Origin of the sequence: Longilinea arvoryzae (assembly GCF_001050235.1) — a bacterium.
Classification (GTDB): Bacteria; Chloroflexota; Anaerolineae; order Anaerolineales; family Anaerolineaceae; genus Longilinea; species Longilinea arvoryzae.
This window is the reverse complement of the sequence record NZ_DF967972.1, coordinates 2,704,603-2,722,766: the sequence shown is the minus strand read 5'-3', so window position 1 is coordinate 2,722,766 and position 18,164 is coordinate 2,704,603. Positions and strand designations below refer to the sequence as shown.

Here is an 18,164-nt window from a genome sequence, read left to right as displayed (position 1 = left end):
CAGGAGAAAGTACACACTCTATTGTAAAGGCAACCCGATTCCCCAGCAATTCTGAGGACCCTTGCAAGTAATTTGCAGTTGCATGATACACACCATGAATGTAAAAAAACTTTGGCCAATTCTGATCCTCCTCGGAATTACAGTCATTTACCTGCTGGGAACGAGCGCGGTTCCGTTCCATCCAGACGAAGCCACCCAGATTTATATGAGCGCCGATTGGGAAACGCTTTTCCACCACCCAGGCGACCTGTTCTATTCTCTCACGCCGGCCGATCCCGTGCGCCAGAATTACCGCCTGCTGGACGCGCCCCTGACGCGCTGGCTGATCGGCGCCGGGCGCAGTCTGGCGGGCGTTGCGGCTCTACCCGTCGACTGGGATTGGTCGAAACCCTGGCAGCAAAACGAACAGGCCGGCGCGCTGCCCGGGAATACGCTGTTGCTGGTTTCCCGGTTATCCGTTGCCTGGTTGTTTGGAATCTCTCTGTGGTTCATTTACCGCGCCGGTTGCATTCTCAAAGGACCCTGGATGGGCTGGACCGGCGTTGCGCTGGCGGCTCTGAACGCTCTGGTGTTGATGCATACCCGGCGCGCCATGGCCGAAAGCGCGCTGTTTTGCGCGGTTTGCTGGGTTATTTACGTTCTGGCGAAAAAGGAAACCCACCCTATTCTCCTCGCCTTACCCGCGGCACTGGCTGTGAACGCCAAGCAGACCGCCGCCGGGTTGGTCCTGGTGGTTTTATTGGCCGCCTGGATATATCCCCAGGGATTGGCATGGCCAAAGCGGTTGCGCAATACGTGCCTATGCGCAATCTTCATCCTGCTCGCGACCTATCTGCTCAATCCGGTGGCCTGGAAAGCCCCCCTTTCGGCTGCCCGGGCGGCCGTCGAAGTGCGCAGCGAACTGGCGACCCGCCAGATCGAAACCCTGGCTGCTGTCAGCCCGGAACGGGTCATGCGCACTCCCGTCCAACGTGCGACCGGCTGGCTGGGATACCTGTTCTTCACCCCGCCCGCAACCGCCGATGTCGCCAATTATGTGACCGATACGCAGACTGCTGAAGCGAACTATTTTTCCAACCCCCTCAACAACCTCCTGCGGAGCGTTGCCGGTGGAATGGTCCTGTTGGCAATCTCCCTGGCCGGCTTTTTGCTGGCAGGCTTCCGGACTCTGCGAAATATCCGTGAGCAGCCTTCCCTGGGTTTGCTGTTGGCCGCAACCCTGATTCCTTTCTTCTCGTTGATCTTGTTCATTCCCCTGCCGTTCCAACGCTACGGAATCATTCTGGTCCCATTCGTCAATCTCTGGATGGCGGCCATATTGACGGAGCTCATCCGTATATTTATAAAAAACAGGGAAGCCTGAGCTTCCCTGTTCGATCGAAATGCCTGGTTTACAGGTGCTTGTGGAAGATGCGGTGCACCTTGTAGATTTTTGCTCCCAGGGTTTCCATATCCTGGCGGACCTGAACGGCTGTGTCCGCCATCTGGGTTTCTTCGGCGTGCTCGAAGTGATAATCGTTGACCGTCTTTTTCATTTCATAGTAGAGCAGCGCATTTCCACCCCGACCGTGAAATTCCGGCAGGATGCCGACGCCGTTGAGCGAGACCCAATTGGTGCGTTTCATCTCCAGCATGATATCCACAATCGAGATCGGGTTAATCCGCCCGTCGTGGCGCTGCAGCGCGGCTGAAATGTCCGGGAAGGCAAACAGGAAGCCGACCACTTCATCATCGTGAAGGATGATCTTGATAAACTTGGGATCCGCCACCTGCAGGGCGCCATCGACAGCGAATTTGATTTCACGGTCCGTCAATGGATAATATTCCCAGTTGTTGACAAACGACTGGTTATAGGCCTTGCCAATCCGATCGGCCCAGGAAAGCAGTTCCTTGCGCCCGCTAAAGCTCTTGACGACGAAAGTGCCGCGCTTTTTGACCAATTCAGCAGCCCGGACGACCTTTTCGGGCAGGACGAATTTATCCGGCTGAATATAGCAGGAGACGAAATCATTTTCGCGCTCGAAGCCCATCTCTTCCATCAGGCGCGGATAATAGGCGTAGTTGTAATTCATCATGATCATCATTTGACGGTACTCAAAACCCTGGACCTGAATGCCATAACCGTCAAATCCACTGAAGCCCTTCGGGCCGGAAATTTCAGTCAGCCCCCGCGCGCGGCCCCATTCGAAAGCCCGCTCGAGGACGGCTTCGGCCGCTTCCCGGTCTTCGATGGTGTCGAAGAGGTAGAACTGCATCTTCTTGGTATGATGATATTCGTTGAAGGGCTTGTTTTCCATCGCGCAAATTCGCGCCACGATCTTTCCATCTCGTTCTGCGATGAAGAAATCCGCATCCGAATGATCATAATATGGATGCTTTTTGGGATCCATCATCGCCCGGATATCCGCCCGGAATGGCGGCACCCACTGCTTGCACCCGCGATATAGATCGTAGTGAAATTGAATGAAACGATCGACCTGCTTGCGATCTCGCGTGTCAACCTGCGTTACCCTGATCATAAGAACCTCTCAGAAAGGTGAAAGATGAGAAAAAGAAAGATTGAAACAGTATACACCGATTTTATTAACCGGAATTATGTCAGGGCGTAACAAATGATTTTAAAAAATCAGGGCGGTGAGCCCTTTGGTTCACCGCCCTTTTCTTCCCGGACCCTATCTTAGGGTTGAGGCATTTCGGCCAGGGTCGCTTTCACCTCCATCTGTTTACCGTCGCGGATTACGGTCAGTGTTATTTCCTGTCCGGCGGCGGAATTCTGGATGATGTTGCGAAACTCCTCGGATGTCGTTACGGTCTTGCCGTCCACGGCGGTAATCACATCGCCGCCGATCAAAACCCGTTTTCCATTGATCAAAACCGGCACGAAACTGCCCTGCAGACCGGCTGTATCTGCCGGGCTGCCAGCCTCGACCTGTTCGATCAACAGGCCGGTCTGATCCTGTGGCAGCCCCATCTGGGTGGCGATATCGGAAGTCAACGGCTCCACGGTCACACCCAACCAGATACTACCGGGTTGGACGCTCGACTGGCTCTGGCTGGTCGACGCCGTCGCAGGCCGCGCGCTGAGCGTTACATCGACGGTCATTTCCTTGCCATCCCGCAAGAGGGTCAGTTTGATCGTTTGCCCGACGCTGGCCTGATTGGTCAGGAAAGAGACGAGGTCGTCCATTTCCTTGATCGGGTTTCCATCCGCAGCCGTGATCACATCCCCGCCAATGGTTGCTTCCTGCCCGTTGATGGTGGTGGTCTTGCTGCTGCCAACCAGACCGGCTTTGCTGGCGGGACCGCCGGCAGCGACTTCAACCACCAGGGCGCCGCGCTGTGACGCATCCAGGTTCATCGCCTTGGCGATATCAGGCGTCAGAGACGTACCGGTAATCCCCAGATAAGGATGTTCATACTTGCCGTCCTTGATCAATGCCGGGATGACCTTCTGCACGACATTGGAGGGGATCGCGAAACCGATGCCGGCATTCGACTGGGTGGACGATTCGATCTGCGAATTGACGCCGATCAAAGCACCCTGTTCATCGACGAGCGGACCGCCCGAGTTGCCCGGATTGAGAGACGCATCCGTCTGAATGACATCCGGGATGGTGAAGTTGGGGGTCTGGCTATCCTGATTGGTGTTCGCCGAGATCGTCCGCCCGATCGCGCTCACGATACCGGCCGTCATGGTATTTTCAAGCCCAAACGGGTTGCCGATGGCAATCGCCACCTGGCCAACCTTGACCTGGCTTGAATCGGCGACCTGAACCGGGACCAACTTTACCGGCGCGTTTTCGACCTTGATGACAGCCAGGTCGCTGTCCGCGTCCGCGCCGACCAAGCTGGCGGGGACAATGCTTCCGTCATTGAACTTGACCTGAATCTTGGTTGCATCTGCAACAACGTGGTTGTTGGTGACGATGTGGCCCTGTTCATCCCACACAAAACCGGAACCCAGGCCTTCTCCCTGAGCGGTGTTCACAATGATGCTGACCACAGAAGGATTGACTTTTGCATAAATCGCTTCCAAATCCGATTCATAGGCTGTCAATCCGCCACTCAGGTTGCCGCCGGAGGTGCCGGATGAAGTCGTGTTACTTGGCGCGCTGGTTGCAGCGGGCGCCGGTGTCGCAGTCGCCGCGCCGGGTTGATTCACCGTAACCAGTGGAATACCGCCACAGGCTGTAAGGAACAATGCCGCCAGCAAAATGACGGTAGATAATTTAACAATTCTGGTCTTCATAGCAGGTTCTCCTTCCTTTCATGAATTACCTATGTTAGAAAGGATAAGCCAAGAACCTGCCGTTGTCTTTATCGAAACCCTAATTCAAGCTTAAGGGAACCTTATCCTTTGGCGCCGTTCTGGTTCTGAGGCGGCTCTTTTTTAACATAAGGCAAGGACAGGACAAATGCGCTGCCCGAACCGGGCTTCGTTTCCAATTCCAGGCTGCCCCCGTGCGCCACGGCCAGGTCGCGGGCGATGGTCAATCCCAAACCCATGCCCTGCTTGATGCGCCGGCTTGGATCCCCGCGGTAAAATGGCTGAAAGATCTTGTCTTTCTCATCGGGCTGGACGCCGACGCCGCTGTCGCTCACCCGAACTGTAAAACAGCTCTCATCCGCCGCGGCAACCACCTGAATCGAGCCCCCCGCGGGTGTGTATTTCACCGCGTTGCTCAACAGATTGCCGATGATCTGAGCCGCCCGGTCTGCATCCATCTGAATCGGTGGAATATTCTCCTGTATTTTCTCTTCCCAGCGGAGCTTCTTTTCCTCCGCGGCGGCTTCCCATGGGCTTAGAACTGCGGGCAGCCATTCATTGGGCGCCACCGGCTGGATGTTCAATTCCAGATCCCCGAGCGATTTGTCGTACAGGTTAGATAATTCTTCCAGCAAATTTTGAAGCCGGCGGGTCTCGGCGTCCATCCCGACCGTCAAATCCTTGAGCAGTCTCGGATCATCGGCTGCGCCGTTGGCCAACGCGTGAATGGCGGATCGCAGCGCGCCCAACGGTCTGCCCAATTCGTGAACCAGGTTGGCCAACAGTTGACGGCGGGATTGCTCCAGGCTGTGCAGTTGGTCGACAAGGTAATTGACCGCGCGCGCCTGAGAGCGCAATTCGTCCGGGCCGATTTCATCCAACTGTTCGCGTCGCTGCCCGGTTGCGATGCCGTAGATCGCCGTCGTCACTTGCTGGACGGGCCGGCTGATGGTGATTGCCAGCCAGGCGCCGATGATCACGCTCGAAACCAGACCGATCATCAAGATGACCGCAATTTCCCAGCGCAACTGTCCGAACAACTCGTAAAGCGAGGCCAGGCGATAGGTCAGGCGCACAATTCCCACCACGGCTCCGCTGGCATCGCTGACCGGTTCGAAAACGTCGATCATCACGTTATTCGTCCGTAGAATCGAGTAGTTGGTCAACGCAGTCTCTTTACCGTTCAAGGCATTATCCAACCCGGGTGAGCTGACCTGTACTCCCCGCAAATTGGTTCCGGTATCACTGGAGAACAGGATGCGCCCGGATGGATCCAGGAACATGACCTGGATGGATGGATCCAGCTTTACGCGGGAGATCAATTCCTCGAATAGAATTGGATCGCCCCATAATTCGAATTCCGCACTGCTGATTTCGGCCAGCATGCGCGAATCGCCCAGCAGATTCTCGGCCAGTTGCGGGATGATGAATTGCTTTTCGAGAGCATAAACCAGGGTAACGCCCATGATGGGAATGACCAGCAGGACGGGTAAAATCTGGCTCCAAACTAAACGGCGGCGAAGACTGCGAAACATCATTTCCCTCCGGCCAGCTTATAACCCACGCCGCGAACGGTCAGAATGTGCGTCGGACGGCTAGGGTCAGCTTCGATTTTTTCACGCAGCCAGCGGATGTGCACATACACCACCTGGGATTGGCCGATGAATTCAGCTCCCCAGGTGCGCGCCAGCAGTTCGTCGACTGAAAAGACCCGGTCCGGCTCCTGAACCAGCACCTGCAGCAGCGAAAATTCCCGCGGTGAAAGTTCGATCGTTTTTTCGTGAACGCTGACTTCATGCCGGGTTGGGTTCAGGCTGATTTCGCCGGCCTGAATGGGTTCGGGCGCCTGGACTGGTTCCGCGCCGGTCGAACGCCGCAGAACGGCTTTGATGTGGGCGACCAGCACATCCACATCGAATGGTTTGGTGATGTAATCATCGGCGCCCAATTCCAGACCGACTACTTCATCCAGATTTCGATGTCGGGCGGTCACGAAAATAACCGGCACCCGAAAGGAGGCTTTGAACTGCTTGAGCGCGTCCAGGCCATCCATACCGGGCAGGCCGATATCCAGCAATACCAGATCCGGCCGGCTCTGGCGGGCAACCGCCAGAGCGTCTTCAGCGTTGGCCGCAGTGCTGCTGCGAAAACCGGCGTGCTCCAGGTTGAATGCCAGGCTGCGCCGCATCAAGGCGTCATCATCGACGATTAGTATATGTTTTCCCATAGCCCCGCCTGGTGCATCATCCTTTTCTGTCCCAGATTATAACCAAGCTGACTCAATGTTGGATTAAAACAGATCCAAGACTCTGCTCGCAGTACGATGAATTCCAATTGGATGTTTTCAAATTATTTGCTATAATTTTTATGTTATTTGTATTTATTAATCACACCCAGGTGATGTATGTCCAACCATCTTATCCATGAAACGTCCCCTTATTTACTGCAGCATGCCGAAAACCCGGTCGACTGGTATCCGTGGAACGAGGAAGCTTTGCAGCGTGCGAAGGAAGAAAATAAACCGATTTTCCTGAGCATCGGTTATTCCGCCTGTCATTGGTGTCATGTCATGGCGCACGAATCTTTTGAAGATCCGGAAATTGCCGCGCTCCTCAACCAGTCTTTCATCAGCATCAAAGTGGATCGGGAAGAACGCCCGGATTTGGACAGCATTTACATGAGCGCGGTGGTCGCCATGACGGGCCAGGGCGGCTGGCCGATGAGTGTGTTCCTGACCCCGGAAGGGAAACCGTTTTATGGCGGCACCTACTTTCCACCCGCGCGACGGTACGACATGCCTTCCTTCCGCGACGTGCTGATCAGCATCATTCGCTCCTGGTCGGAAGCACCAGGCGAGATCACTCCCGTCGCCGAGAAGCTTGCCCGTTACCTGCAGGAGAGCGCCCGCTGGGATCATTCCGAATTGCCAACCGTACGCGCGGACACACTTCAATTGGCCCTGCAGGAACTCGAAGCCAGTTATGATTGGCAGAACGGCGGGTGGGGAGGCGCGCCCAAATTCCCCGCGCCCATGACGCTCGAATTTCTGCTGCAAATGGCGCACAAAGGGGATCGAAAAGCGCCTGGGATGGCGGAACATGCCTTGCGATCCATGGGGCGCGGTGGCATGTACGATGTCATCGGCGGCGGATTTCACCGTTACAGCACCGATTCCGCCTGGAGGATCCCCCATTTTGAGAAGATGCTTTACGATAACGCCCAACTGGCATTGGTCTACCTGCACGCATACCAGGTGACCGGGGACGCCTTCTTTCGGCGCATCTGTGAGCAGACTCTGGATTTCATGCGCCGCGAACTGCTTCAACCCGACGGCGGTTTTTCGAGCGGCCTGGACGCGGATTCGGAGGGCGAAGAAGGAAAATTTTATACCTGGACATTCGCCGAACTTCAAAAAGCCATCGACTCGCCGGAGGACTTCGCCTGGCTGCGAGAAGTCTATGAGATCCAACCCAATGGCAACTTTACGGGCAAAATTCTTCTGCGGCAGCGCCAATCCTTATCGGAAACTGCGCAACGACTTAACCTTTCTGTTGAAGCATTCGAAGCGAAATTGGATGGCTTTTTGGCCCGGCTTTTTACGATCCGCGCTCAACGCGTGCGGCCATTTCTGGATGATAAAGTCTTAACCTTCTGGAACGCGCTGGCTATTCAGGCCTTCGCCGAAGCCGGGAAAGCCCTGGACCGGGCGGATTATCTGCAAATCGCGCAAAACACGGCCAATTTCATCATTTCGAATTTGCATGTCGGTGAAAATTTATTGCGCTCGTGGCGAAATGGGGAAGCCAGGAATATTGCCTTCCTCGAGGATCATGCCGGTCTGATCCTCGCGCTGCTGGCCTTGTATCAGGCTGATTTTTCTCCGTACTGGTATCAGACTGCGCTCCGGATCGGCGCCGAGATGAAGGACGGCTTTATCGATTCAGCGGGCGGTTTCTTCGATACCCACCGCGGCCAGGGAGGGTTATTGATCCGTCCAAAAGATGTCCAGGATAACGCCACACCCTCCGGGAACGCGCTCGCCGCCCTGGCCCTGACGCTTCTGGCGGTATTTTCGGAAGAGGATGACTGGGATGTGCCGAGTCAAAGGTTGCTGGGGGCGCTTCAGGACAGGATGGCGAATTATCCGAATGCGTTTGCGTTCTGGTTGCAGGTTTTGAATTTTGAGCTGGGTCCAGAGCAGCAAGTCGCGCTCGTCTGGCCGGACGGTCAACCGTCTCCGCGATCCTTCTTATCCCTGATGCGCCACACCTACGCGCCCCTTTCCATCCAGGCAGCATCGCCCGTTCCGCTCCCGGATGGTTCGCCTGCCCTTCTGGCGGGCCGCGATTGTCAGAATCACCTGCCGACTGTATATCTATGCGACAATTCGATCTGTAAATTGCCGATTACGGAGTTCGAAACGTTTCGCTCTGGCTGGGTTGGCCGGCCGGTTGAAGAAAATCCAACAAAACCGAATTGAAACGGGCCGTTTGGTCAGCAATCACGGCATGGCGCGCCCCGGGAATGATCACATGTTGTGCGCCTGGAATTCCGCGCGCAAGCTCCCGTTGCGTCTCGATCGGAACGGTTGAATCCAACGCGCCAGAGATCACCATCGTCGGGATATGGATTTCAGACAGTCGGCGGCGCCCGTCGAATCGCACCAGCGCCCGCATGGCGGTTCGATAGACTTCCGGATCCGACTCGTCGATTAATTGAACCAATTCACGACGCAAATCGGCTTGATCCGGATTTGGGAACAGGTGAAACGCCACCATATCAGCCTGGGCCGCGCTTCCGCGGGTCACGGCCACGAGAAACCGCTTCAACAAATAGGTCAAATCCTGCCAATGGCGCGGCCGCAGGAAGGCAAAAGTGCTCACCAACGCCAACCGGTTGACCAGATCCGGGCGGGTCAGGGTCAGTTGCAAGGCAATCGTTCCCCCCATCGATAACCCGGCGACGGGCATCGGTGTTTCGAACCTGCCCTGAAGCCAATCCGCCATCAGCGCGGTGATGGAAGGGATATCCCAATGCGGTTCGACCACGGATGAATGCCCAAAACCTGGCAAATCCGGCGCAATCGGACGAAATCCGGCTTCGATCAAAGCCGGAAATTGAAGTCCCCACGAATGACCATCTGCACCCAACCCGTGAAGGAGCAGAATGGGGCGTCCATTGTACGGCGCCGGATCATAACAATAAATTGCCATTTCCCCTCCGCGACGAAATTCAACAATGGAATTTAGGATACAGCTATAATACTATAAACAACAGGAGGTAAGCATGGAAAAATTTATCATTGAAGGCGGCTACCCGCTACATGGCGAAGTGACTCCTGCCGGAAATAAGAATGCCGCGCTGCCCTTGTTGGCAGCCTGTCTGCTGACTCAAGAACCTGTCATTCTGCACAATGTTCCAGAGATTAAAGATGTCCAGGCTATGCGCAGTCTGCTGGAAAGCCTGGGAGTGGAGATTACCACCCTCAGCCCGAACACCTGGAAGGTTCAGGCGGCGGATGTACGCCCGGCCGATCTGGATCCAGATATCTGCCGGAAGATTCGCGCCTCCATCCTGCTGGCAGGTCCCATGTCAGCCCGCAGCGGCGAGCTTCTTTTGCCCCCACCCGGCGGTGATGTGATCGGCCGCAGGCGTGTCGATACGCACTTGCTCGCGCTGCGCAAATTGGGCGCAGACGTAAGTTATGACCGCTCCTTCAAATTTTCAGCACCCAGAGGATTGACCGGCGCTGATATTCTGATGGACGAAGCCTCGGTGACCGCAACAGAGAACGCCATCATGGCCTGCGCCATGGCAAAAGGCGTTTCTACGATTCGAAACGCAGCCTCCGAGCCGCATATTCAAGAACTCTGCCAGTTTCTGAATGTCCTCGGTGCGAAGATCGATAATATCGGCTCGAACACCCTCTGCGTCCAGGGAGTGGATCGACTTCATGGGGGAGAATTTACCATCGGTCCCGATTATCTCGAAGTGGTCAGCTTTATCGGCGCTGCTGTCGTCACCCACGGATCAATCCGCATCCGCAACGCCGGCCGGCAGTATCTGGATATGATCCGTCTGGTCTTTGGCCGCCTGGGCGTGGTCTGGGATTATGACGGCGAGGACCTGGTCGTTCCCGAAGAGCAACCGCTGGAAATCGAATCCGACCTGGGTGGAATGATTCCGGAAATTAGTGTCATGCCCTGGCCGTCCTTCCCCACCGATCTGATGAGCATCGCCATCGTGGTGGCTACCCAATCCAAGGGATCGATCCTGTTCCATGATTGGATGTATCCCAGCCGGATGTTCTTTACGGATAAACTGGTAGGCATGGGTGCGCACATCGTCCTCTGCGATCCACATCGCTGCATCGTTCAAGGCCCGTCCCAGTTGGGCGGTGAAAAAATGGAAAGTCCCGACATTCGCGCCGGGATGGCCCTGGTGCTGGCCGCCTTGAGCGCGCGAGGGCCTTCCACCATTCGCAACATCGGCCAGATCGACCGGGGCTATGAACAGGTTGACCTGAAACTGGCCTCATTGGGCGCGCACATCGAACGCATGAAAGAATAGAAAAGAGCGGCCGAATTCGGCCGCTCTTTATGGATCCTCGAATCTTCAATTTGCGGTGGTTTGGACGACCTCAAGAAATTGAGTGACGACCTCGCGCAACATTTTTTCGGGCAATGCCCCGACCTGGCGATGGACGATTTTCCCGTTGGCGACGAATAGCATGGTCGGAATACCCTGCACGTTGTACCGGGTTGCCCAGTCCTGCTGTTCATCGGTATTGACCTTCGCAACTAATAATTTACCGGCGTATTCACTTGCTAATTTTTCCAGCACCGGCGCGACCATCCGGCACGGGCTGCACCATGGCGCCCAAAAATCCACAATTACGGGCAACGTGGATTTCAACACAGTCTGCTCAAAAGCGGTATCGGTCACGTGGATCGGTTCGGTGATCATCATTTACTCCTGATTTCCGGTGGATTACGCTGAACGTAGTATATCATACCCATTTTCATTAGATGCATCCCGAACTGAAAAGTTACATGCTCGCGCTCAAAGGTTATTTTGAGCTCGAGGATGTCGATTTTCGATGATCCGTGGAATAAAAGCCGCTTCCCTTATACACGACGACCGGAACGGAATATACACGGTGCACAGCTTGGTGGCCGGCCGGGCAGGCAGGCATCTCATCCGCATGTGAGATGGGCAGGCGGCGTTCGAACTGCTTGCCGCAAATATCGCACTCGAATTGATAGACTGGCATGGGCACCTCCAACAATGACAATTGCATGGCCGCCCCGGTCAGGGGGCGGCCTGATTTCTTACTTTACTTTGACGGTGATGGTCTTCGGACGATCTACCTCGGACTTTGGCAAGGTCAGAGTGAGGATGCCATTTTCAAATTCGGCATGCGCCTGGTCGGTCACCACCGACACCGGCAGCGGTATCGACCGCGAAAAACTGCCGAAATGGCGTTCCTGCAGGTGATAATTGGCTTCCTTGATTTCCTGCTCCTTCTTTACCTCGCCTCGCAAGGTCAGCACATCGCCGGTTACGGAAATCTGGATATCCTCAGGCTTCATGCCCGGCATGACGGCTTTGACGATCACATCCTTTTCGGTCTGATACATGTCGATGGAAGGGATACTCCAATCTTCGGTTCTGCCAAGCTGGCGGTCGAAGGATTCATCGAATACCCGGTTCATCATTTGTCGAAGCGACATCATCTCACGGAATGGATCCCAGCGAACAATGTTTGACATCTAGCACCTCCTTTGTTCCCTGATTCCATTTACATTTTTAACTATAAACCGCTTGCATTAATATTTTGCAAGCGGCTTATTAGAATTTTATCTGAGTGCCAGATAAATCAGCAGGTTGTTTGCGCTGGTAGTCAACGAAACGGTATCCCACGCCCCGTTCGGTTAGAATGTATTGCGGATTGGCGGGATCTTTCTCGAGCTTCTGGCGCAAATAATTGATATAAAGACGGACATAATGGGGTTCATCCCGATATTCGTAACCCCACACCTTGGAAAGCAACTGGTCATAGGTCAATACCCAGCCGGCGTTTTGCACGAGGTGATAAAGGAGCCGGTATTCGGTCGGGCGTAATTTGACCAGCTTGCCATCGACCCACACCTCCCGGCGGCCGAAGTCGATCTTCAAACGGTCGTCCACTTGAATGACCTCATGCGCCGAGAAACCGGTCGAATCGCTCCGACGGATCACAGCCCGCACCCGGCTGACCAGTTCCCGCGGGCTGAAGGGTTTGGTCACATAATCATCCGCGCCTAATTCAAGGCCGTGAACACGATCTTCTTCCTCGCCTTTTGCGGTGAGCATGATGACCGGAACGGAACTGATCTCGCGGATCATCTTCAACACTTCGAAACCATCGATGTCGGGCATCATGACGTCCAGGATCACGACATCCGGCATCTCGGTCCTCAACACCTGCATGGCCTGCATGCCGCGGTAGGCTTCGACCACGTTGAAGCCATCCTGTTCCAGGTTCAGGCGAATAAAGCGCGCCATGCGTTCTTCATCATCGACGACCAGGATTGTGCGATTTTTGAAAATCTCATCCGTCATGTGGGTCACTCCCGTACAAATGTAATAATATCTTCCTCATCGCCACTGGGCATGACCTCAATAAATAAGACTCTCGTCAAAGGCCAGATCACGGTTGTGACATTGGCTTCAAGGTAGTGTAAATCCTTGCCATCTCTGTGGCGCGGATTCTTGATCATCATTAACTGATCGGTTGGGTTTGGCAATTCATCGATTTCCCCCATCACGGGGTCTTCGTTCATCACATGAATAAGAATGGTTGGCATGATTGGCTCTTTATTTCAATGATCGATGAGAATTTGGAATTTCAACTTACCCAATGAAACGATATCCCCATGGCTCAATGGATAATCCACATGCGGGATAATCTTCTGCCCGTTGACCCGGGTTCCATTCGAAGAACCCAGATCCATGACCGTCACGCGTTGTCCGACGATTTTTATGGAAGCATGCAACCGGGATACACCCTGTGAATAGGCTTCGTACGGCGACAGATCGACATCTGGCAAAATGGGTTGGCCCTCGGTGACTCGGCCGAATGTAAATTCGTTCCTTCCGGCGAGGTGCAATACCTGGCCGCACTCGACCAGGTGGAGCGAAAGGGATGCGTCATAAATTTCCATTGCCTGTGGAGCTTCCTCGGTACCCGGTTCAGCCTGGAGGATATTCGGATCCAGTGCGTCGGAAGGATTTCGTTTGAAGGCATGTGTTTTTAATACATCCGTGAAGACGAGCTGTGTGCCGCATTCCGAACAGAAAAGCGCACCCGGCAGGTTTTGAACGTGACAATTAGGGCAAAGGATCATAAGATTATTCTACTCCGGGACCGGGAAGAAGGAGCAATGCTCTTGTGCCGTATTTTATCCGCTTATCTCCATCCTTACTGAAACGGCGGCTCTGCTGGATGTGTTCGGCTTCAACCAGAACCGTATGAGCTAATTCTCGATCCCCCCTGGCCAGTAAATGAGTTGCTAGATGGTGAAGATGCTTCGTTGCATCTGCGATATCTCCGTTTTCCACCTCAGACCGGGCGCGATCCTGTAAACGGTAAAGCGTGAGTTTCGAGAGAGCCTCCACGATCGCCGCGGGTGGAATTTCGCGTTCCACTTCCGGCGCGACCGGCCGACGAATATCGAAATTCAGGCGACCTGTTGTGATCAATTGAGAGGGCAATTTGAATACGATTCTGCCCTTTCCAAGGTCGATCTCCCGGGTATGGGGAGGGATGGCATCCACGAAGATTTCCAGGAGCAGGCTGATTCCCTTGCCGTAATTCAAGCCCCCCAAGGGGATGGGATTTCCGATTTCCACCGGCCCCAGGTCCGGCCGCAGCCGAAAAGCGTAGCGAATTTCCAGAGATGGGTCGTTTTCGATCTCCAGATTCACCGCACTGGCATAGGCGACGCCGATGGATTCCATCTTCTGAGCCAGGTAATTCGTCAGGTCTTTGGGAGATGTGACGAATATGGTTGTGCCGCCGCTGATACTTACCAACTGATCCAGAAAGGAATCATTCCATTCCGAACCGAATCCCAGGGCGCTCATGGAGATATTTTCTTCCTGAGCTGTACGCGCCAATAGCAAACAATTTTCCTCGTCGCCGTAGGTGTGGCCATCGGTCAGCAGCACCAGATGGCGCACCAGGAAGTTTTCGGGGGTTCGCCGTAAGAGATCAACCCCGGCTTCCAGCCCCTGGTACAATTCCGTGGAACCGCTGGTGCCCAGCAAGCTGATTTTTCCTTCCAGTTTCGTCAACTCATTGACCCGGGTGGGTGGAATGACGACCTCGGCGCGATCGCTGAATGCCACGATCGAGATCAGATCATACGGCCGGAGATGGCGTACCAGTTGCGCCACATTGGCTTTCACCATCTCAATTCGCTCCCCGCGCATCGAGGTGGAGCGGTCGAGCACCAGGCAGATGGATGACGGCGGCAATTTGGCCAGGTCGGGTTCTCCGGTACAAATCAGGTCGATGAGGGCGTAGATAAGCTGCGGCTCATTCATCGCCGGGATTACCGAACGACTGATCCGGATGCTCGTCCCCACCGCCAACGGGATTTTGGCCATGTCCGGCAGGGTCAGATCGTAATTCTTCCTTTTCGTGGGGTTCGAAAGGAAATCGTAAGCTTCCTGAACCCTCAAGAATTGCTCACGAGCCAAAGGGTCTGGATTAGCATCGGGATGAAGACGGCGGGCAACCTCGAAATAGGCAGACCGGATTTCTTCCGGTGCCGCATCGAATGGGAGGCCCAAAAGATTGTAATAATCTGCCGTCATGAAACCTGCTCTATAGGTACTGCACCAGGATAACACTGATGTTATCGGGGCCGCCGGCCGCGTTGGCCGCCTCGACCAGCTCCTGACATGCAATGGAGAGGTTTTTTGCGCCGTTAACAATCCTGAAGATTTCAGCGTCAGAGACGACTCCCCACAGGCCGTCACTGCACAGCAACATAAAACCGGGTTGCGGCATCGGGTGGGTGTGAATATCCGGCCTGAAGGGATCGGCCTGGCCCAATGCCCGGTAGAGTACATTTCGATTGGGATGGACTTTGGCTTCTTCCTCGGTGATTTGACCCAGTTCCTGCAATCGCCGAACCAGGGAATGATCCTGAGTGATGGCCTGAATTCGTCCATCCGGGTAGATGAAATAAGCCCGGCTATCGCCCACGTGGGCCATGGTCACCTGTTCGCCGAGCACCAGGGCAGCCGTCAGGGTCGTCCCACCGCCCGGCGCCTTGCGTACAACTGCGCGTTGAGCCTCTTTTACGCCATTTTCCATCAGTTCCAGCAGGCTTTCGGATTGGCTGTCCGAATCTCCGATCAGAAAAGGCGTGAATAGTTTTTGCAAAATATAGTCGCCGAACGCCCTGGCCGCAGCGCCGCTCGCAATTTCGCCGTGCTGATGCCCGCCCATGCCATCGGCGATGACAAAGAGCCCAAACGGAAGTTCGGTCGATCCATCGGCAAAAACCGAACTCAGCGAAAAAATGGTGTCTTCATTATGGTCACGTTGTTTTCCGACCGACTGCCCCGTTCCCACCATCAATTGCGCAGGGGTAAAGGTCATCGGCGCCATGGCCACATCCGTGATTATCTCTTCAGATAACGGGGCAGTTTTTACATTGTCCGGTTCTGGAGCGCTCGGGTTACCAAATAAGCGTTTAAGAAAATCGATCACAAATGCCTCCTTCAAATAAGGCGTTTACTATCCCCCTATATCAGCAACGCGTACACGATGCGATCTGCAGAACCGATGTATAAGACCCCATTATACACGATCGGTGTTCCCGTTATCGGCCCACCGGTTGGGAATTTCCATTTCAACCGGCCGTTCTTGATATCCAGGCAGTACAAATTTCCATCCGCGCTGCCGCAGTACAGATTCTCTTTATAGACTACGGGTGATCCGCTGACCTGGTGGTCGGTCTTAAACGTCCAAATCTCCTTGGAAGTCGTGGCGTCGATGCAGTAGATATTTCCATCGGCCGAACCGATGAAGACGAAATTCTCCGCCCGGCAGGGAGAAGAAACCGTTCCTTTTCCCATCCGGAATCGCCACATTGCCCATCCAGATTTCGCGTCCACCGCGTAAAAGGTGCTGTCCAGCGAACCCACAAAAACGATCCCCTGTGCCACCAGGGGCGAGGAGGTAATGGCTCGTTTTGCCCTGAATTGCCATTTCGATTGGCCGCGGAAATCCAGGCAAACCAATTCGCCGCCTTCACTACCCGCGTAAATATAATCCTGGGCGATGAAAGGCGAGGATCGAATTGGAGCGCCGGCATCGAAACGCCAGGTCCGGCGTTGAGATATCAAATTGATGGCGTAAAGAAAACCATCGTCCGATCCGACGAAAATATGGCCTTCGGCGATTCTTGGAGAGGAACGAATCGGGCCTTCTGTCGCATAACTCCAGGCCAATTTGCCGGTGTGCACCGATATGGCGTAAACATTGTTGTCCTCGGAACCGATATATATGGCTCCATCCTGCGAAGCCGGTCGGCCGACGATTCCGCCCTCGGTCGGGAACTTCCATTGAAATTCGCCGTTCGTTGCATTGAGCGAATAGAGATTGTTATCGTACGATCCGATGTAGATCGAGCCGTTGTCGTAGAGCGGAGAGCTGCGAATTTCATCTTCGCATTCGAAAGTCCACAAAGGTTTTATCGTCTGCTCAGGAGCTGTAGTCGGATGAATCGATAGCCGGGTCAATGCTCCGGTTTTTTTCGCGGTCAGCATTAACGCATCTTTCATCGCCACCGCAGATGGGAAACGCTCCTGGGGGTTATATTTCAAAGCCATTTGAATGATGGCATCGAATTCAGCAGAAATGGCAGGGTTGATCTGCCGGACCGGCCGTTCGGCAAAGGAGAACGGCGGCTCAAGGCGTGGGTCCTTGCGCGTGATCAGGTGGTGCAAGGTCGCGCCTAACGCGTAAATATCCGCCATCGGGGTAGCTTCACCGCGATATTGCTCGGGCGGCGAATAGCCCTCGGTCCCGATCATGGTGCCTTTTTGACCGGTTTTGAAAATCTTGGCAATGCCAAAATCAACCAGCACGATATGACCCTGCTGGTTGACCATCACATTGGATGGCTTCATATCCCGGAAGATGATCGGTTCCGGCCGGTGCGTGTGCAAATACTGCAGCACATCGCACAATTCGATCGCCCAAACGATGACCTGATCTTCGGTTAAGAAACCCTCGGATTCTGCCAGAATCTGATCCAGGTCTTTGCCGTGAACAAACTCCTCGACCAGGTAGGACCGTTCATTGAAAGTGAAATAATCGAAGATTTTCGGAATGGACGGGTGGTTTAATGTGACCAGGATGTTGGCTTCACGCTCGAAATTTTGCGTGATCGTCTGCCGCACGATGGGATCTGGAGCGGAATTGATCATTTCCTTCACGGCGACGAGCTTTACGACGTTTGGAAAGTGCAAATCCCGCGCGCGGTAGACCGATCCCATTCCACCGACGCCGATGACTTCCTGGACGAGATATCGATTCACCAGCGTGAAACCCTGTGGAAGCTGGCGAACGGGCTCCTGCTCTGAATTCAAACCCTGGGTGATGTGTTGAGTATCCAGAACTCCTCCCCTACCGATCCGATATAACGTCCCCTCTGGACACCAGACATCCGCCAGACAGGATAACGATAACCATAAGAACTGTGTTAAATTATACGCACGCTACCTTTGAAACGCAACCCAAATGACGTCCGAACCCCTCAAAACAGGACTTCCATCCAACGCACAGAGGAAGCCTGTGACTGGACTTGAAATATGGGGTAAAGTAAAATAATAC

The 18,164-nt window shown here is 54.5% G+C and carries 17 protein-coding genes; 3 read left to right on the top strand and 14 right to left on the bottom strand.

Features of this window, described 5'->3' with window-relative positions; all coding sequences use genetic code 11:
• Window positions 1-94: 94 nt before the first annotated feature.
• Window positions 95-1,363, top strand: a complete 1,269-nt coding sequence (locus LARV_RS12035; RefSeq protein WP_075073865.1) for a hypothetical protein — start codon at window positions 95-97, stop codon at window positions 1,361-1,363.
• A gap of 28 nt (window positions 1,364-1,391) precedes the next feature.
• On the opposite strand, the gene LARV_RS12030 is transcribed toward LARV_RS12035, so the two are convergent.
• The 4 genes from LARV_RS12030 to LARV_RS12015 all read right to left on the bottom strand — a co-directional run bounded on the left by LARV_RS12030 (window position 1,392) and on the right by LARV_RS12015 (window position 6,494).
• Window positions 1,392-2,519, bottom strand: coding sequence for a GNAT family N-acetyltransferase (locus LARV_RS12030; protein ID WP_075073864.1), 1,128 nt, complete (start codon window positions 2,517-2,519; stop codon window positions 1,392-1,394).
• A gap of 158 nt (window positions 2,520-2,677) precedes the next feature.
• A complete protein-coding gene (locus LARV_RS12025) occupies window positions 2,678-4,249 on the bottom strand; it encodes a trypsin-like peptidase domain-containing protein (protein ID WP_075073863.1) in 1,572 nt (523 codons plus the stop codon).
• Between the two features lie 101 nt (window positions 4,250-4,350).
• Complete coding sequence (locus LARV_RS12020; RefSeq protein ID WP_075073862.1) at window positions 4,351-5,802, bottom strand: sensor histidine kinase; 1,452 nt, start codon at window positions 5,800-5,802, stop codon at window positions 4,351-4,353.
• Window positions 5,802-6,494 carry a response regulator transcription factor gene (locus LARV_RS12015; protein ID WP_075073861.1) on the bottom strand — a complete coding sequence of 231 codons (693 nt, stop codon included), beginning with the start codon at window positions 6,492-6,494 and terminating at the stop codon, window positions 5,802-5,804. Before LARV_RS12015 ends, LARV_RS12020 begins: the two co-directional genes overlap by 1 nt.
• A gap of 177 nt (window positions 6,495-6,671) precedes the next feature.
• Between LARV_RS12015 and LARV_RS12010 the strand changes: the two genes are divergently transcribed.
• A complete protein-coding gene (locus LARV_RS12010) occupies window positions 6,672-8,747 on the top strand; it encodes a thioredoxin domain-containing protein (RefSeq protein ID WP_075073860.1) in 2,076 nt (691 codons plus the stop codon).
• On the opposite strand, the gene LARV_RS12005 is transcribed toward LARV_RS12010, so the two are convergent.
• Window positions 8,674-9,480, bottom strand: a complete 807-nt coding sequence (locus tag LARV_RS12005; RefSeq protein WP_075073859.1) for an alpha/beta fold hydrolase — start codon at window positions 9,478-9,480, stop codon at window positions 8,674-8,676. The two genes, LARV_RS12010 and LARV_RS12005, sit on opposite strands and share 74 nt — an antisense overlap.
• A gap of 73 nt (window positions 9,481-9,553) precedes the next feature.
• Here LARV_RS12005 and murA point away from each other — a divergent pair, with 73 nt between their 5' ends.
• Window positions 9,554-10,837: a UDP-N-acetylglucosamine 1-carboxyvinyltransferase gene (murA, locus tag LARV_RS12000; RefSeq protein WP_075073858.1), complete on the top strand. Its 1,284-nt coding sequence runs from the start codon at window positions 9,554-9,556 to the stop codon at window positions 10,835-10,837.
• Between the two features lie 45 nt (window positions 10,838-10,882).
• Here the strand turns inward: murA and trxA are convergent, their stop codons facing one another.
• From trxA to LARV_RS11955, 9 genes are all read right to left on the bottom strand, one after another.
• A complete protein-coding gene (gene trxA, locus LARV_RS11995; protein WP_152031782.1) occupies window positions 10,883-11,233 on the bottom strand; it encodes a thioredoxin in 351 nt (116 codons plus the stop codon).
• A gap of 103 nt (window positions 11,234-11,336) precedes the next feature.
• The gene (locus LARV_RS11990) at window positions 11,337-11,540 is read right to left on the bottom strand and encodes an FmdB family zinc ribbon protein (protein WP_075073857.1); all 204 of its coding nucleotides are present in this window, start codon (window positions 11,538-11,540) and stop codon (window positions 11,337-11,339) included.
• A 58-nt stretch (window positions 11,541-11,598) separates the two neighbouring features.
• Complete coding sequence (locus LARV_RS11985) at window positions 11,599-12,039, bottom strand: Hsp20/alpha crystallin family protein (protein WP_075073856.1); 441 nt, start codon at window positions 12,037-12,039, stop codon at window positions 11,599-11,601.
• A gap of 79 nt (window positions 12,040-12,118) precedes the next feature.
• Window positions 12,119-12,871, bottom strand: coding sequence for a response regulator transcription factor (locus LARV_RS11980; RefSeq protein WP_075073855.1), 753 nt, complete (start codon window positions 12,869-12,871; stop codon window positions 12,119-12,121).
• 5 nt (window positions 12,872-12,876) lie between these two features.
• On the bottom strand, window positions 12,877-13,116 hold the full coding sequence (locus LARV_RS11975) for a hypothetical protein (RefSeq protein WP_075073854.1): 240 nt from the start codon (window positions 13,114-13,116) through the stop codon (window positions 12,877-12,879).
• A gap of 15 nt (window positions 13,117-13,131) precedes the next feature.
• On the bottom strand, window positions 13,132-13,656 hold the full coding sequence (locus tag LARV_RS11970) for an FHA domain-containing protein (RefSeq protein WP_075073853.1): 525 nt from the start codon (window positions 13,654-13,656) through the stop codon (window positions 13,132-13,134).
• 4 nt (window positions 13,657-13,660) lie between these two features.
• A complete protein-coding gene (locus tag LARV_RS11965) occupies window positions 13,661-15,130 on the bottom strand; it encodes a DnaJ domain-containing protein (protein WP_075073852.1) in 1,470 nt (489 codons plus the stop codon).
• Between the two features lie 10 nt (window positions 15,131-15,140).
• The gene (locus LARV_RS11960; protein WP_075073851.1) at window positions 15,141-16,034 is read right to left on the bottom strand and encodes a PP2C family protein-serine/threonine phosphatase; all 894 of its coding nucleotides are present in this window, start codon (window positions 16,032-16,034) and stop codon (window positions 15,141-15,143) included.
• 35 nt (window positions 16,035-16,069) lie between these two features.
• Window positions 16,070-17,920: a beta-alanine-activating enzyme beta-propeller domain-containing protein gene (locus LARV_RS11955; protein ID WP_075073850.1), complete on the bottom strand. Its 1,851-nt coding sequence runs from the start codon at window positions 17,918-17,920 to the stop codon at window positions 16,070-16,072.
• Window positions 17,921-18,164: the final 244 nt, after the last annotated feature.